The following is a 14,360-nucleotide window of genomic DNA, read 5'->3' on the forward strand; positions in this document are numbered from 1 at the left end:
ACGCCGAGTACTCTACGGGACCAACTAACGAAACGAAACGGTTTCGTACGTGTCCTGGGCCACACATTCTCAGCCCGTCCGGCGCTTGAGGACGAGGCGCGAAGCGCCAATAGGGGGGAAAGGGGCGAAGCCCCATAAGTTGCCGCACCATGGGGAGGTGACTCAGGCGTACCTCCGCTTCCCCCACGTCAGCGGCGACCGACTCTGCTTCGTCGCCGAGGACGACCTCTGGGTGGCCCCCCTCACCACGGAGGGCGCCCCGCCGACCCGCGCCTGGCGGATCACGGCGGACCGCACCAAGGTGGGGCACCCCCGCTTCAGCCCCGACGGCAGTCACATCGCGTACACGAGCTGGCGCAGCCTGGACCCCGAGATCCATCTGGCGCCGGTGGCGGGCGGCCCGGCGCGGCGGCTGACCTACTGGGGCTCCACCGACACCCGCGTCTGCGGCTGGACGCCCGACGGCGACATCCTCGCCGTCTCCTCGCACGGCCAGCCCTTCTCCTACTTCTGCTGGGCCTACAGCGTGCCCACGGACGGCTCCCCCGGCGGCAAGCTGCCCTGGGGCCCGGTCCACGACATCGCCGTGCTCGACGGCGAAGGCGACGGCGAGCGCCGCACCCTGCTCCTGACCGGCAAGCCGCCGCACGAGCCCGCCGCCTGGAAGCGCTACCGGGGCGGCGCCACGGGACGCCTGTGGCTGCACGGCGAGCGGCTGCTCGACGGCCTCGGGGGGCATCTGGACGCGCCGATGTTCGTGTCCGGGCGCGTCGCGTTCCTCTCCGACCACGAGGGCGTCGGGAACCTGTACTCCTGCCGCCCCGACGGCACCGACCTGCGCCGCCACACCGACCACGACGCCTTCTACGCCCGGCACGCCGCCAGCGACGGCACCCGCGTCGTCTACCAGTGCGCGGGCGAGATCTGGCTGGTGGACGACCTGGCCGCCGACTCCGTGCCGCGCCGCGTCGAGGTCGAGATCGGCGGCCCGCGCGCGGGGCGGCGGACGTACCAGGTGCCCGCCGCGCAGCACGTCGACGCGCTCTCGGTGGACACCACGGGCCGCGCCAGCGCCGTCGTCGTACGCGGCAGCCTGTACTGGCTGACCCACCGCGACGGCCCCGCCCGCACCATCGCCGACACCCCGGGCGTCCGGGTGCGGCTCCCGGAGATGCTGGGCACGGGCGGGCAGGTCGCGTACGTCACCGACGCCGAGGGCGAGGACGCGATCGAGATCGCCTACCTGCCCCGGGCCAGCGGCGCCCGGGAGCCGCGCAGGCTGGCGGGCGGCAAGCTCGGGCGGGTGCAGGAGCTGGTGTCCGACCCGGACGGGGAACGGCTCGCCATCGCCTCCCACGACGGGCGGCTGCTCCTGGTCACCGTGCCCGACGACACGGCCACCGAGGGCCCCGACAGCTCCGGCGGCGCGGAGGGCTCCGACGGTTCCGACAGCCCCGACAGCTCCGCCGGTGAGGTGACCGAGCTGATCCGGTCCCTCAACGGCCCCGTCCGCGACCTCGCCTTCTCCCCGGACGGGGCCTGGCTCACCTGGTCCCACCCCGGCATCGGCCGGTCCCTGCGGAAGATCAAGCTGGCCCGGATCGCCGGGCCCGGCGCGCGTACGGTCATCGACGTCACCAACGGCCGCTTCGAGGACGAGAACCCGGTGTTCACCCGGGACGGCCGCTATCTCGCCTTCCTCTCCTGGCGCGGCTTCGACCCCGTCTACGACGTGCACACCGGCGACCTGTCCTTCCCGCTCGGCTGCCGCCCCTACCTCGTCCCCCTGTCGTCCGCGACCCCCTCGCCGTTCGCGCTGCTGCCCGACGGGCGGCCCGCGGCGGGCGGGCTCGACCCGTACGCGGACGGCTCGGACGGCGCGGGCGACGACGGCTCCGGCGACGGGACGGTGACCGTGGAGGCGGAGGGCCTGGCGAGCAGGGTGACGCCGTTCCCGGTGGCGGCGTCGAAGTACTCCGCGCTGTGCCCGGTGAGCGGCGGCGGCCTGGTGTGGCTGCGCTGGCCGATCTCCGGCGCGCTCGGCGAGACCTTCGTCAACCCCGCCGACACCTCGGGCCGTCCGACCCTGGAGTACTTCAACATCACCAAGGCCAAGAAGTCCGAACTCGTCGACCACCTCGACTGGTTCGCGACCAGCGGGGACGGCTCGCGGCTCGTCGTGGTGGACGAGGGCGACCTGCGGGCCGTGCCGTCCACCGAGTCCGGCGACAGCGACAGCACCGTCTGGCTCGACCTGCGCCGCATCCTGCACGACGTCGATCCGGCCGCCGAGTGGCGGCAGTCCTTCGACGAGGCGGGCCGCCTCATCCGCGCCCTGTTCTGGGAGCCGGACATGTGCGGCATCGACTGGGACGGCGTCCTCGACCAGTACCGCCCCCTCGTGGAGCGCGTCGCCTCCCCCGACGAGTTCGCCGACCTGCTCCGCGAGGTCCTCGGCGAACTCGGCACCTCGCACGCGTACGTCACCGCCGCCCGGCGCAACGAGGGACCGCCGCACTACCAGCGGGCGATGGGGCTGCTCGGCGCCAACCTGGTGCGAAGGGACGAGGGCTGGGTGGTCAAGCGGATCCTGCCGGGCGAGTCCTCCGACTCCAAGGCGCGCTCGCCGCTGGCCGGCGCGGGCATCCGGGAGGGCGCCGTCCTCACCCATGTCGACGGGCGGCCCGTCGACCCGGTGACCGGCCCCTACCCGCTGCTCGCGGCGGCGGGCGGCACGACGGTGGAGCTGACCTTCCTGCCCGCGGCGGGCGAGGGCCGCTCACGCCGGGTCGCGATCGTGCCGCTCGTCAACGAACGGCCGCTGCGCTACCAGGACTGGGTGGCCAAACGACGTGACGTCGTACGGGAGTTGAGCGACGGCCGGTGCGGCTATCTGCACATCCCCGACATGGGCGGCTCCGGCTGGGCCCAGTTCAACCGCGACCTGCGCCTGGAGGTGTCGCTGCCCGCGCTGCTCGTGGACGTGCGCGGCAACGCGGGCGGCCACATCAGCGAGCTGGTCGTGGAGAAGCTGACCCGCAAGATCCTCGGCTGGGACCTCACCCGGGACGCCCAGCCGGTGTCGTATGCCTCCAACGCGCCCCGCGGCCCGGTCGTCGCCCTCGCCGACGAGGCGACCTCCTCCGACGGCGACATGATCACGGCCGTGTTCAAGCTCCTCGGGCTCGGGCCCGTGGTGGGGCAGCGGACCTGGGGCGGGGTGGTCGGGATGACCGGACGGCACACGCTCGGCGACGGCACGGTCATCACGGTGCCGATGAACGCGGCGTGGTTCGACGGGTACGGGTGGTCCGTGGAGAACCACGGCGTGGAGCCCGATCTCGCCGTCCTGCGCACGCCGTTGGACTGGGCGGAGGGGCGGCACGCCCAGCTCGACGACGCGGTGCGGGTGGCCCTCGACCTGCTCGCGCTGCGGCCGGCGGCGGTGCCCCCGGGCTACTCGGACGTGCCGGACCGGCGGCGCCCGAAGCTGCCGCCACGGGACGCCTAGCGCGCCGCTGAACGGGGCGGATCACGGAGGGTGAGTGATCGAAATGCGCGGCCCGTGCCGCCGTGTGAGTCTGGTCGAGGCCCAATCCCCTCACCCACAACGGGAGTGACCAGCATGGGCATCAAGGACCAGTTCCAGGACAAGGCCCAGGATCTCGCCGACAAGGCGAAGAGCGCGATGGGCGGCGCCAAGGACGAGGCGAGCGAACGCGCCTCGCAGGCCCAGGACCAGGCTCCGGACGAGGCCCAGCGCGCCGCGCAGGAGGCTCAGGACAGGTTCGACCGGGACTACGACGCCTAGTCGGCGCCCCCTGCGCCTGAGCGGAACGCGAACGGGGCTCACCCGGACTTCCGGGCGAGCCCCGTTTCCCGTACCGGCGGGCCCGTTTCGCGCCCTACCGCCCCGCGTGTGCCGCCGTGTCCGCGGAACCGCCCTCCCCGAGAAGCCCCGTCGAGACCTCCCCGAGCCGCGGCTCGAACCGCCGCATCTCCCGCTGCCCGACGGACGCGATGAGCCCCGGCAGGTACGGCCGCACCCCCTGCATGCCCCGCAGCCACCACTGCGCGTACACGTGCGCCGAGCGCCGCTCGATCCCGGCGACGATCCGGTCGACGGCGGGCCCGAGCGGATACGTCTTGTTGGACGGCCACGGCAGCCGCGACCGCAACTCCCGCATCACGTCGTCCTGGTCGGCGCCGCGCACCATGTCGGTGTCCGTCCAGGACAGATAGCCGACGCCCACCTTCACGCCCTTGTAGCCGACCTCGGCGCGCAGGGCGTGCGCGTACGCCTCGACCCCCGACTTGGACGCGCAGTACGCGGTCATCATCGGCGCGGGCGTCAGCGCGGCCAGCGAGGCGATCTGGAGGAGATACCCGCGGCTCTCCATGAGCACGGGCAGGAACGCCCGGGCCGTCACCGCGCTGCCGATCAGGTTGACCTCGATGACCCGCCGCCAGGCCACGGGGTCGGAGCCGAGGAAGGGACCCGCGCTCGCCACCCCGGCGTTGGCGACGACGATGTCGACCTTCCCGAACCGCTCCTTGACCTCCTGGGCCACCCGCGCCATCGCCTCGTGGTCGGTGACGTCGGCGTGCCAGTACGCGGCCTCCCCGTGCAGGCGGGACGCGACCTGCTTCAGCTCGTCGGGTTCGAGCCCGACGAGCGCCACGTGCGCGCCGCGCGCCGACAGCTTGCGGGCGAGGAGTTCACCGACTCCGCGCGCGGCCCCCGTGACGACCGCGACCTGTCCTTCCAGGCTCACCTTGCTCACGCGCCCTCCCTCTCGTGCTGCCGCGCGGACTCCCGCACCGGCTGTCGTACGGCGTAGGCCTCGGCCAGTTCCGTGATCCTGCGGGTCACCGCTTCCGGCGCCTCCACCGGCGTCATGTGCCCGACGCCGGTCAGCTCGGTCAGGCCGAGGCAGTGCGGCAGCGCGGCCGCGAGCCGCCGGGCCTGCACGACGGGGGTGAGCCGGTCGGCGGTTCCCGCGATCACCGCTGTGGGCGCCGTCAGCGCGGCCACCCCGGCATCCAGGTGCAGCTCGTCCAGGACGTGCGCCCAGCGGTAGCGCACCACGCGCGGGCAGGCGTGCACGATCCGCGCGCAGGCCTCGACCCGCTCGGGCGCCGAACCGGGGCCCATCGTGGCGTACTTGAGGACCCGCCGGGCGATCGGCGTGACGGGCCCGAGCGGCGCCCGCGAGCCGAGCAGCCGGCGGGTGAGCCGGGTCCGCAGGCCCCCGGCGCGCAGCGGAAGCACCGTCGACTCGGCGACGAGCCGCGAACTGCCCGTGCTGCACAGCAGCACCGCGGCCGCGTGGTCGCGCACCCCGGGCCGCCGGGCCGCCGCCATCAGCGTCATACCGCCCATGGAGTGGCCGACCAGGACGGCCCCTTCACCGGGCGCGAGGGTCGCGGTGAGCACGGCCTCCAGGTCGTCGGCGAGGGCCCGGGTGCCGTACCCGGCGGCCTCCAGGGGCGGCTCGCTGCGCCCGTGTCCGCGCTGGTCGTAGGCGATCACGCGGTACGTGCCCGACAGGGCCCGGATCTGCGCGGCCCAGAAGGCGGTCGAGCAGGTCCAGCCGTGCGCGAGGACGATCGCGGGCGCGTGCTCGGGCCCGTGCACCTCGACGTGGACGCGCGCCCCGTCGGCGGAGACGGCGGTCAGCTCGTGCGCGGGGACGGGCGGCGCGTAGGGCCCGCTGCGGACGTGGGTGAGCCGGGTCATGCGGTGGCCCTCGCCTTCGTGGCCGTCCTGCCGGACTTGCGGCGCCGGGGCCCGGCGTCGGCCTCGGGGGCGCGCACGACCTCGTACTCGGACAGGTCGACGCGGCGGGTTGCGGTGCGGAACTCCGTCGTCGTACCGGGCCAGACGGTGGTGTTGACGCCGTTGTCGTCCAAGTACCAGCTGGTGCAGCCGCCGGTGTTCCAGACGGTGCGCTTCATGCGCTCCTGGACGCGGTGGTTCCAGGCGTCGACGGCGGTCGTGCGCGGGGACAGGGCGGTGCGGCCGCCGATGGTGTTCAACTGCCGCATGTAGTCGGCGAGGTAGTTCAGCTGGGACTCGATCATGAGGATCATCGAGGAGTTGCCGAGGCCGGTGTTCGGGCCGATGACGGTGAAGAAGTTCGGGAAGCCCGCGGCGGTGGCGCCGCGCAGCGACTTCATGCCGTCCTTCCAGGACTCCATCAGCGTCTGTCCTTCCGCGCCGACGACGCGCTCGGCGATCGGCATGTCCGTGACGTGGAAGCCGGTGCCGAAGACGATCGCGTCGACCTCGGCCTCGGTGCCGTCGGCGGCCACGACGGTGGACCCGCGCACCTCGCTGAGGCCGCTGGCGACGACGTCGACGTTGGGCTTGGCGAGCGCCGGGTAGTAGGCGTTGGAGAGCAGGATCCGCTTGCAGCCGATGCGGTACGTCGGCGTCAGCTTGGCCCGCAGCGCCGGGTCCTTGACGGACCGTTCCATGTTCCGCCTGGCGATGCGCTCGATCAGGCCCAGTTCGTCGGGCCGCTTGGTGAACGCCTGCACCTGGAGCTCCCTGATGCCCCACAGGATGCCCCGGCGCGCCTGCGTGGTGAACGGCAGCTGCCGGTGCAGCCAGCGCTCGACGCCGGTGATGGCCCGGTCGGCGCGCGGCAGGACCCACGGCGGGGTGCGCTGGAACAGCGTGAGCTCGCGGACCTCGCGCTGGATCTCCGGCACGATCTGGATCGCGGAGGCCCCGGTGCCGACCATGGCGACGCGCTTGCCGCGCAGGTCGTAGTCGTGGTCCCAGCGCGCGGAGTGGAAGACCTTGCCGGGGAAGGTGTCCAGGCCCGGGATGTCGGGCGTCTTGGGGTCGGAGAGCGGTCCGGTGGCGGAGACCACGACGTCGGCGGTGAGCTTTCCGGCGCTGGTCTCGATCAGCCAGCGCAGCTCGTCGGCGTCCCAGGTGAGCTTCAGGACCTCGGTGTCGAGGCGGATGTGCGGGCGCAGCCGGAAGGTGTCCGCGACCCGCTCCAGGTAGTCCCAGATGTGCTCCTGGCCGGAGAAGGTGCGCGGCCAGTCCGGGTTCGGCGCGAACGAGAACGAGTACAGGTGGGACGGCACGTCGCAGGCGCAGCCCGGGTAGCTGTTGTCCCGCCAGGTGCCGCCGACCGCGCCGGCCCGCTCCAGGACGACGAAGTCGGTGACGCCCTCCCTGCGCAGCCGGACGGCGGCGCCGATCCCGCCGAACCCGGACCCGATCACCGCCACCCGTACGTGCTCCACACGTTCGCTCCCGGCCATGCCGACGCCTCCCGAGGTGTGACTCTGCCAGTAAGTACTGGCGCAATGGGGAGAGTAGAGCAGCCTCGTACTCATGGGTAGGGGTTGGGAGCGAGAAAGTTACCGGCGGTACGCCCCCGGCGCGGCGACGCCGTCCCGACATAGGCTGCCCACGTGGCAGATCACACGGGAGACCCGGCAGAGGCGGCGGACGTACGCGAGTTCCGCATGGAGGAGCTGGCCAAGGAGGCCGGCATCACCGTGCGCACCGTCCGCTTCTACCGCGAGCGCGGGCTGATCCCGCCACCGCGCCGCGAGGGCCGCATCGCCTGGTACGACGAGCACCACCTGGCCCGCCTGCGCACCATCGCCGCCCTCCTGGAGCGCGGCCACACCCTGAACGGCATCGCGGAGCTGGCCGAGGCCTTCGAGCAGGGCCGCGACGTGGCCGAACTCCTCGGCATGGACGGCCCGTCGGAGGAGACCCCGGTCCGCCTCACCCCCGAGGAGCTGGCCGACCGCTTCGCGGGCGAGGTCACCCCGGAGAACCTGTCGGCGGCCCTCGACCTCGGCTATCTCGGCACCGACGGCGACGACATCGTCCACATCAGCCGCCGCCTCCTGGACGCCTCGGCCACCCTGGTGCGCAAGGGCATCCCGCTCGCCGCGGTCCTGGAGGCGGGCCAGCGCGTGCGCGAACACACCGACGCGCTGGCCGAGTTGTTCCTGACGGTCGTCCGCACGCACGCCCCCGACGACGCGGACGTCAGCGCCGAGATGCTGCGGCCCGTCGCCAAGGCCGTGGTGGAGGCGGAGCTTTCGCTGGCCCTCGACCGGCGGCTCGCGGGCGAGAAGCCGGACGAGGACTGATCCCCGGCGACCCGGGGCTCGGGCGGCTCCGCACCCAGCGCGGGCCCGTGCTCAACGCGGCCCCGTGCTCAGCAAAGCCCCACGCTCAGCGCGGCAGCCACCAACGCGCCTTGTAGATCCCCCCGTTGACCAGCGTGTACGTCCCCGTGGGCCGGTGCACGCCCACCTTCGTGGTCCACCAGGTCTCCTCGAGGCCCTTCTCCGGCACGGTGCTGAGGACCTGTCCGGTGCGCGGGTCGTTGCCGACGGCCTTCACCGACGCCCGGTCGATCAGCTCGTGTCCCGGGTAGTCGCGGACGAAGGTGCCGTGGCGCTGGTCGTACTGGAACACGGCCGCGTTCGTCGTCACCCACAGCCGCCCCGGCCGCCCCGCGACGGGGAACAGGTCGTGCCCGCCCGCCGTCTTTCCCGGCACCGCGACCGGCAGCGGGGTCACCGACCTGCGGGTCAGCGCGGGCCGCGCGGGGGTCCCGCCCACCTCGTACGCCACCAGGTCGTCGTCGCCGAGCGCCCACAGCACCCGCCGCGCGCGGTCCCAGTGCAGCCCGTGCGCGCCCTTCAGCCGGTCCTCGGCGTACCGCGTCGCGTCCGGGCCGAGCGAGGCGGCGTACAACCGCACGAGCGCGCCGGAGCTGCACGCCACCGCCACGTTGCCGTCCGGCAGGAGCTCCGCGCTGTGCGGGTTGAAGAGGTCGTCGCCGGGGCCGAGCGCCGCGCCCCAGTAGCGCCGCCCCGTCGGGTACTCGACGGCGGCCACGAACCCGAACGACGCCGTGGTCAGCACGAGGGTCCGCTTGCGGTGCACGCGCACCTTCGCCTCGCACGGGTAGACCCAGCTGGCCTCCGGCTGGAGGTCCCGGTAGCGGGGGTCGCCGAGGGGCGAGAACTGCCAGCGCACGACGCCCGGTTCGGCCGCCGGGTCCCAGACGCGGCGGCGCGGGTCGAGCACGAGGAGCCGCTTGCTCGCCTGCTCGGTGACGAGGACGGGCGGGGTGCCCGGGGGGACGCCGGGGCCGGTGGCGTACGGGGTCGCCGCGGCCGACGGGGAGGCCGCGTACGCCGCGGGCAGCACCCCCGCGAGCCCCGCGCCCGCCACCGCGCCCGCGGCACCGGCCAGGAGCCCGCGTCTGGAAAGACCTCCGGAAGGACCAGCAGACATGAAGTACCCCCGCACGAGCGACAGTTGGCGCGCCCATCATGAACGATGGGCGCGCCCGCAATCTGTCACGCCACGCGGCGGCCGGGACAGTCCTCTGCCGGACTTTTGGCCGCGGCTTCGCCCGCCGGTCGCCGGCCGTCCCACTCCCGGCCGACCGCGCACCGGCCCACGCCCGGCGGCCTGCTCTTAGCGGCCTACTCGTAGACGACGGTCACCGGCGCGTGGTCCGACCAGCGCTCGGCGTGCGTGGCGGCCCGCTCCACGTACCCCTTGACGGCGCGCCCGGCGAGGCCCGGGGTCGCCACGTGGTAGTCGATGCGCCAGCCCGTGTCGTTGTCGAAGGCGCGGCCCCGGTAGGACCACCAGGAGTAGGGGCCCTCGACGTCCGGGTGCAGCGCGCGCATCACGTCGTCGCCGAAGTCCTCGAAGACCTCTCCCATCCAGGCCCGCTCCTCGGGCAGGAAGCCGGAGTTCTTCTTGTTGCCCTTCCAGTTCCTGAGGTCGGCCTCTTGGTGGGCGATGTTCCAGTCGCCGCAGACCAGGACCTCACGCCCGTCGGCGGCGGCCCGCGCCTTGAGGTCCTTCAGGTACGTGAGGAACTCCCCCATGAACCGGATCTTCTCGTCCTGCCGCTCGGTGCCGACCTCGCCCGAGGGCAGGTACAGGCTCGCGACGGTGACGCCCGGCAGATCGGCCTCCACGTACCGCCCGCTGCCGTCGAACTCCTCCGACCCGAAGCCCACCCGCACCCGCTCCGGCTCGCGCCGCGTGTACAGCGACACCCCGGCGCGGCCCTTCGCGGCGGCCGGCGCGTGCGTGACGTACCAGCCCTCCGGGTCCCTGACCTCGTCCGGCAGCTGCTGCGGCTCGGCCCGCACCTCCTGCAGACACAGCACGTCCGCGCCGGTCCCGGCGAGCCACTCCACGAAGCCCTTCTTGGCGGCGGCACGCAGGCCGTTCACATTCACGCTGGTCACTGTGAGCATCCCGGCACGATACCGGCACACTGGTAGGCGCCCGGAATCCCGTCGCCACCCCAAGGCGCTGCATAGAAGTACGATGGAGAGCATGAACATACAGCCCGTCGCCTTCGACCACCCGGACGCCGTCAAGCTCAACGACCGCGTCCAGCTCGAGTACGCCGAGCGCTACGGCGACGAGGGCGACGCGACCCCGCTGGACGCGGCCATGTTCAAGCCGCCCTACGGCCTGTACCTGATCGCGTACGACGACGCGGGCACCCCGCTGGCCACGGGCGGCTGGCGCGCGATGGACCAGAACGGCGAGGGGTACTCCGACGGGGACGCCGAGATCAAGCGCATGTACGTCACCCCGGAGGCCCGGGGCCTCGGCCTCGCCCGCCGCATCCTCGCCGCCCTGGAGGCCGACGCCCGCGAGGCGGGCCGCACCCGCATGGTCCTGGAAACCGGCACCAAGCAGCCCGAGGCCATAGCCCTCTACACCTCGACCGCCTACGAGCCCTGCCCCAAGTTCGGCTACTACCGCGACACCCCCCTGAGCCTCTGCTTCGCGAAGCCGCTGCGCTAGCTATCCGGCGCCGCCCCGCACCACGGCCCCGGTCAGGTCCAGTTCCGCCAGAGCCCCGCCCTGGTCCGGATTGGCGAACCGCAAAGGCGCCCCGAGCACCTCCGCCTGCCCCACCGCAATCGTGAGCCCGAGCCCAAGACCGGTCCCCTCCGCCCCCGTGCGGAACCGCTGCGGCCCACCCGCGAGCAACCCCTCCGGAAACCCGCCCCCGGAGTCCCGCACCCGCACCACACCCCCGTCGACCTCCACCACCACCGGCTCCCGCCCGTGCCGCAGCGCGTTGCTGACGAGGTTGACCAGAATCCGCTCCACGCGCCGAGGATCGGTCTCCACGAACGCGTCCCGCACCACCTCCACCTCCACCCGCACCCCGCTCCCGGCGCCGTCCGCACCCCCGGCGACCCCCCGGACCCCCGAGACGGCCCGCCGCACCACCTCCACGACCCCGCACACCTCGGCCCGCACCTCCTCCCCCGCGCCGTCGAGCCGGGCAACCTCGATCACGTCGTCGACCAGCTCCCGCAGCCGCGCGGCGGACTCCCGCACCAGCTCGGCGGGGCGCCCGGGCGGAAGCAGCCCGGCGGCGGTGACCATCCCCGCGACCGGCGTGCGCAGCTCGTGCGCGATGTTGGCGGTGACCTCACGCTCGGCCCGCAGCCGCCCGGCGAGCGCGTCGGCCATGGTGTTCACGGCGGCGGTCAGCCTGGTGATCTCGTCCTGGCCGCGCAGCGGGAGGCGCGCGGTCAGGTCCCCGTCGGCGATGCGCTGCGCGGTGTCCGCCGACGCGGTGAGCCGCCGCCCGAGCCGGGTGGCGACGAGCAGCCCGGCGACACAGGCGAGCGCGGTCCCGATGGCGCCGGAGATCCACAGCACCCGGTCGAGGTCGCGGACGGTCTCGGCCTCCCGCTCGTAGGGCCGCTTCAGGGCGACGACCTCGTCGCGGTACACGCTGGCCGCCCACATCTGCGGCACCTTCCCGCCCCAGTCGAGATAGCTGCCCCACTTGCCCCGCCGCACGGCGTCGGCGAGCGGCTTCGGCAGGTCGGGCGGGTCGATCAGCGTGCGGTCGCCGTCGATCCCGGCGGCGTGGTCCTGGACGGCGGTCTGCAGCCGGTCCCTGGCCTGGCTGCGGGCGCTCGTGTACTGCGCCTCGACCGTGCGGTGGTGGACGAGGAGACCGATCACGACCGATACCACGGCGGCCGTGCCCGCGATGGCGATCCCGATCTTCGTCCGCAGTCCCATGGCGGCTCAGAACTCCGGCACCATCAGGCGGATCCCCTGGAACTGCACGTTCACCGCGGCGGGCGGCAGCGCCTCGGGCCGGTCCGGCTCGACGGTCGCCCGCCGGTAGGCGTACGCGGCCGCGTCCTGCCGCTCCACGCCGCTGAGCGTCAGGGTCGCGGCGTACGGCTCCCGCGAGCATCCGGGCAGACACCAGGTGCCGCTCAGCCTCCCGGTGGCGCGCGCGGTGGGCCCGCCCCAGTCCTTCCAGCGCAGCGAGGACATCGCGACGTCGTCGGTGAGCCCGATGACGGCCGGTTTCTGGAGCGGCGAGCTGAGCGCGTCGGCAACGTAGACGGGCCCGCTGATCCGCGAGGGCCGCAGCGCGGGCCCCTCGACGTACAGGCCGCCGTGCTCGGCGCAGCCACCGGCGAGCGCGGCCGTCAGGGCCGTGCCGCAGACGGCGGCGACGGTCCTGCCGGGGCTGCGGGGGCCGCTCCACATGTCTCAAATGTATCGATCACGACATTTCTCACATGTGGAGAGCGGCCGGGCGTCCGCTATGAGGACCTCGCGGCGAGCTCTGCCACCGCCGCCCGCGCCGCCGCGAGCGAGTCCGCCGCGAGGTCCTGGAACGGGGCGAGCCCGGGAATGTCCCCGGCCCGCGTCAGCTCGGCCCGCACGACGTGCACCTCCTCAGCGGCCACCCCGAGGGCACCGAAGTACGCCCGCAGGTAGGGCACCTGGAAGTCGCAGCCCTCGCGCGGCGTCCCCGGCCCGTAGCCACCGCCGCACGCGGCGACCACCACGACCCGCGTACCGCCGAGCAGCGGCCGCCCGCTGTCCGGGTCGGTGTACGCCCCCGGGAACGACACCCGGTCGATCCACGCCTTCAGCGCCGCCGGCACCCCGAAGTTGTACATGGGGACCCCGACCAGCACGGTCCCCGCCGCCCGCACCTCCTCGACCAGCGGCAACGTCAGTGCCCACTCCCGCTCCTCGTCGGCCCCCTCGGCCAGCGCGGCCACCTTCTCAAGCGGTACGACGCCCTGCCGCTCCGTGCGCGTGCCGAGCGCGACGTAGCCGGACCCCACCAGCGGCACCGGCTCGGCGGCCAGGTCCCGGTAGCGGTACCCGGCGTCCCCGTACCGCTCCCGCCAGCTCCGCGCGAACAGCCCGCTCAGCGTCCGCGTCACGGACTCCCCGCGCCGATCGGCACTGGAGTCCAGATGCAGAAGGCCGTCCCTGACCTCACCCATGTCGCTCACGTCGACCCCACTCCTGTCACATCCCCGTGGTCCGGTACGTCAAGGAGGTGACGGAACAAGCCGGGGAAAGGTGACCGATGGACGAGCCGACCGACCTCGCGGACCGCTTCGAGGCTCAGCGCGGGCGGCTGCGGGGCGTCGCCTACCGCATGCTCGGCTCGCTGCACGAGGCGGACGACGCGGTCCAGGAGGCCTGGCTGCGCCTGAGCCGCAAGGCCCACGGGGCGGGGCGCCCCGAGCCGACGGACCACGACGCCGGTCGCCCGGAGCCGAAGCCGGAGCCGGTTCCGGTGGAGAACCTGCCGGCCTGGCTGACGACCGTCGTCTCCCGCGTCTGCCTGGACATGCTCCGCACCCGCACGACCCGCCGGGAGGACTTCGTCGGCGGCCGGCTCCCCGAGCACATCGCCCACGCCGAGGCGCACACCCCCGAGGAGGAGGCGCTCCTGATCGAGTCGGTGGGCCGCGCCCTGCTCGTGGTCCTCGCCACCCTGGGCCCGGCGGAGCGGGTCGCGTTCGTGCTGCACGACTCCTTCGCCGTGCCGTTCGACCGGATCGCCGACATCGTGGAGCGCTCACCGACGGCCGCGAAGAAGCTGGCGAGCCGCGCCCGCGGCAAGGTGCGCGGCACCCCGGCCGTCCCGGACACGGATCCGGCCGGGCACCGGCAGGCCGTCGAGGCCTTCTTGGCCGCGGCCCGCGGCGGCGACATCGACGCCCTCCTGACGGTCCTCGCCCCGGACGTCGTCCGCCGCGCCGACCCGGCGGCCCTCCCAGCAGGCACCGCCGCCGAGATCCACGGCGCCGACGCGGTGGCCCGCGAGACGGTCATGCTCGCCCGCAACGCCCGGCACGCCGCCGCACTCCTGCTCGACGGCGCCCCCGGCATCGTCGTCGCCCCGCGCGGCCGCCTCCTCCTCGCCCTCACCCTCACGGTGGAGTCGGGCAGGATCACGTCGTACGAGGTCATCGCGGCGCCGTCCCGCCTGGAACGCCTGGCCCTCGCGGTGCTCCCGGACTGACGTGCC

At 73.8% G+C, this 14,360-nt stretch carries 13 protein-coding genes; 5 read left to right on the plus strand and 8 right to left on the minus strand.

Features of this window, described 5'->3' with window-relative positions; all coding sequences use genetic code 11:
• Positions 1 to 157: 157 nt before the first annotated feature.
• Positions 158 to 3,511: a S41 family peptidase gene (locus ACFVHO_RS18490; RefSeq protein WP_385715294.1), complete on the plus strand. Its 3,354-nt coding sequence runs from the start codon at positions 158 to 160 to the stop codon at positions 3,509 to 3,511.
• Positions 3,512 to 3,625: 114 nt separating this feature from the next.
• Positions 3,626 to 3,811 carry a hypothetical protein gene (locus ACFVHO_RS18495; protein ID WP_385715297.1) on the plus strand — a complete coding sequence of 62 codons (186 nt, stop codon included), beginning with the start codon at positions 3,626 to 3,628 and terminating at the stop codon, positions 3,809 to 3,811.
• A gap of 94 nt (positions 3,812 to 3,905) precedes the next feature.
• On the opposite strand, the gene ACFVHO_RS18500 is transcribed toward ACFVHO_RS18495, so the two are convergent.
• Genes ACFVHO_RS18500 through ACFVHO_RS18510 form a run of 3 tightly spaced genes read right to left on the minus strand, consistent with a single transcriptional unit; the run spans position 3,906 to position 7,284 of the window.
• On the minus strand, positions 3,906 to 4,784 hold the full coding sequence (locus tag ACFVHO_RS18500; RefSeq protein ID WP_385715299.1) for an SDR family oxidoreductase: 879 nt from the start codon (positions 4,782 to 4,784) through the stop codon (positions 3,906 to 3,908).
• On the minus strand, positions 4,781 to 5,740 hold the full coding sequence (locus ACFVHO_RS18505) for an alpha/beta fold hydrolase (protein ID WP_385715301.1): 960 nt from the start codon (positions 5,738 to 5,740) through the stop codon (positions 4,781 to 4,783). The genes ACFVHO_RS18500 and ACFVHO_RS18505 overlap by 4 nt, the downstream gene beginning before the upstream one ends.
• Positions 5,737 to 7,284, minus strand: coding sequence for a flavin-containing monooxygenase (locus ACFVHO_RS18510; RefSeq protein ID WP_385715304.1), 1,548 nt, complete (start codon positions 7,282 to 7,284; stop codon positions 5,737 to 5,739). The genes ACFVHO_RS18505 and ACFVHO_RS18510 overlap by 4 nt, the downstream gene beginning before the upstream one ends.
• 207 nt (positions 7,285 to 7,491) lie before the next feature.
• Between ACFVHO_RS18510 and ACFVHO_RS18515 the strand changes: the two genes are divergently transcribed.
• On the plus strand, positions 7,492 to 8,133 hold the full coding sequence (locus ACFVHO_RS18515) for a MerR family transcriptional regulator (RefSeq protein WP_385715560.1): 642 nt from the start codon (positions 7,492 to 7,494) through the stop codon (positions 8,131 to 8,133).
• Between the two features lie 85 nt (positions 8,134 to 8,218).
• Here the strand turns inward: ACFVHO_RS18515 and ACFVHO_RS18520 are convergent, their stop codons facing one another.
• Both ACFVHO_RS18520 and ACFVHO_RS18525 read right to left on the minus strand, forming a co-directional pair.
• Entirely contained in the window at positions 8,219 to 9,292 is a 1,074-nt protein-coding gene (locus ACFVHO_RS18520) for a DUF6528 family protein (protein WP_385715307.1), read from the minus strand.
• A 194-nt stretch (positions 9,293 to 9,486) separates the two neighbouring features.
• The gene (locus tag ACFVHO_RS18525) at positions 9,487 to 10,278 is read right to left on the minus strand and encodes an exodeoxyribonuclease III (protein ID WP_385715310.1); all 792 of its coding nucleotides are present in this window, start codon (positions 10,276 to 10,278) and stop codon (positions 9,487 to 9,489) included.
• Between the two features lie 82 nt (positions 10,279 to 10,360).
• Here ACFVHO_RS18525 and ACFVHO_RS18530 point away from each other — a divergent pair, with 82 nt between their 5' ends.
• A complete protein-coding gene (locus ACFVHO_RS18530; RefSeq protein ID WP_385715312.1) occupies positions 10,361 to 10,840 on the plus strand; it encodes a GNAT family N-acetyltransferase in 480 nt (159 codons plus the stop codon).
• Here the strand turns inward: ACFVHO_RS18530 and ACFVHO_RS18535 are convergent, their stop codons facing one another.
• The 3 genes from ACFVHO_RS18535 to ACFVHO_RS18545 are packed head-to-tail and all read right to left on the minus strand — an operon-like array spanning position 10,841 to position 13,323.
• On the minus strand, positions 10,841 to 12,085 hold the full coding sequence (locus ACFVHO_RS18535; RefSeq protein WP_385715315.1) for an ATP-binding protein: 1,245 nt from the start codon (positions 12,083 to 12,085) through the stop codon (positions 10,841 to 10,843).
• Positions 12,086 to 12,091: 6 nt separating this feature from the next.
• The gene (locus ACFVHO_RS18540) at positions 12,092 to 12,568 is read right to left on the minus strand and encodes a hypothetical protein (RefSeq protein ID WP_385715317.1); all 477 of its coding nucleotides are present in this window, start codon (positions 12,566 to 12,568) and stop codon (positions 12,092 to 12,094) included.
• A gap of 56 nt (positions 12,569 to 12,624) precedes the next feature.
• The gene (locus tag ACFVHO_RS18545) at positions 12,625 to 13,323 is read right to left on the minus strand and encodes an FMN-dependent NADH-azoreductase (RefSeq protein WP_385715563.1); all 699 of its coding nucleotides are present in this window, start codon (positions 13,321 to 13,323) and stop codon (positions 12,625 to 12,627) included.
• Between the two features lie 86 nt (positions 13,324 to 13,409).
• On the opposite strand from ACFVHO_RS18545, the gene ACFVHO_RS18550 reads away from it, so the two are divergent.
• Positions 13,410 to 14,354 (plus strand): sigma-70 family RNA polymerase sigma factor, encoded by a 945-nt coding sequence (locus ACFVHO_RS18550; protein WP_385715318.1) that lies wholly within the window; start codon positions 13,410 to 13,412, stop codon positions 14,352 to 14,354.
• The last annotated feature ends 6 nt before the right edge of the window (positions 14,355 to 14,360 follow it).

It is taken from the genome of Streptomyces sp. NPDC127108, from assembly GCF_042677545.1.
Classification (GTDB): Bacteria; Actinomycetota; Actinomycetes; order Streptomycetales; family Streptomycetaceae; genus Streptomyces.

What these genes read in the sequence shown, in the direction of transcription:
- ACFVHO_RS18495 (WP_385715297.1), top strand. Translation starts at nt 3,626, where the DNA reads ATGGGCATCAAGGACCAGTTCCAGGACAAGGCCCAGGATCTCGCCGAC.
- ACFVHO_RS18505 (WP_385715301.1), bottom strand. Translation starts at nt 5,740, where the DNA reads ATGACCCGGCTCACCCACGTCCGCAGCGGGCCCTACGCGCCGCCCGTC.
- ACFVHO_RS18510 (WP_385715304.1), bottom strand. Translation starts at nt 7,284, where the DNA reads ATGGCCGGGAGCGAACGTGTGGAGCACGTACGGGTGGCGGTGATCGGG.
- ACFVHO_RS18515 (WP_385715560.1), top strand. Translation starts at nt 7,492, where the DNA reads ATGGAGGAGCTGGCCAAGGAGGCCGGCATCACCGTGCGCACCGTCCGC.
- ACFVHO_RS18520 (WP_385715307.1), bottom strand. Translation starts at nt 9,292, where the DNA reads ATGTCTGCTGGTCCTTCCGGAGGTCTTTCCAGACGCGGGCTCCTGGCC.
- ACFVHO_RS18525 (WP_385715310.1), bottom strand. Translation starts at nt 10,278, where the DNA reads ATGCTCACAGTGACCAGCGTGAATGTGAACGGCCTGCGTGCCGCCGCC.
- ACFVHO_RS18530 (WP_385715312.1), top strand. Translation starts at nt 10,361, where the DNA reads ATGAACATACAGCCCGTCGCCTTCGACCACCCGGACGCCGTCAAGCTC.
- ACFVHO_RS18535 (WP_385715315.1), bottom strand. Translation starts at nt 12,085, where the DNA reads ATGGGACTGCGGACGAAGATCGGGATCGCCATCGCGGGCACGGCCGCC.
- ACFVHO_RS18540 (WP_385715317.1), bottom strand. Translation starts at nt 12,568, where the DNA reads ATGTGGAGCGGCCCCCGCAGCCCCGGCAGGACCGTCGCCGCCGTCTGC.
- ACFVHO_RS18545 (WP_385715563.1), bottom strand. Translation starts at nt 13,323, where the DNA reads ATGGGTGAGGTCAGGGACGGCCTTCTGCATCTGGACTCCAGTGCCGAT.
- ACFVHO_RS18550 (WP_385715318.1), top strand. Translation starts at nt 13,410, where the DNA reads ATGGACGAGCCGACCGACCTCGCGGACCGCTTCGAGGCTCAGCGCGGG.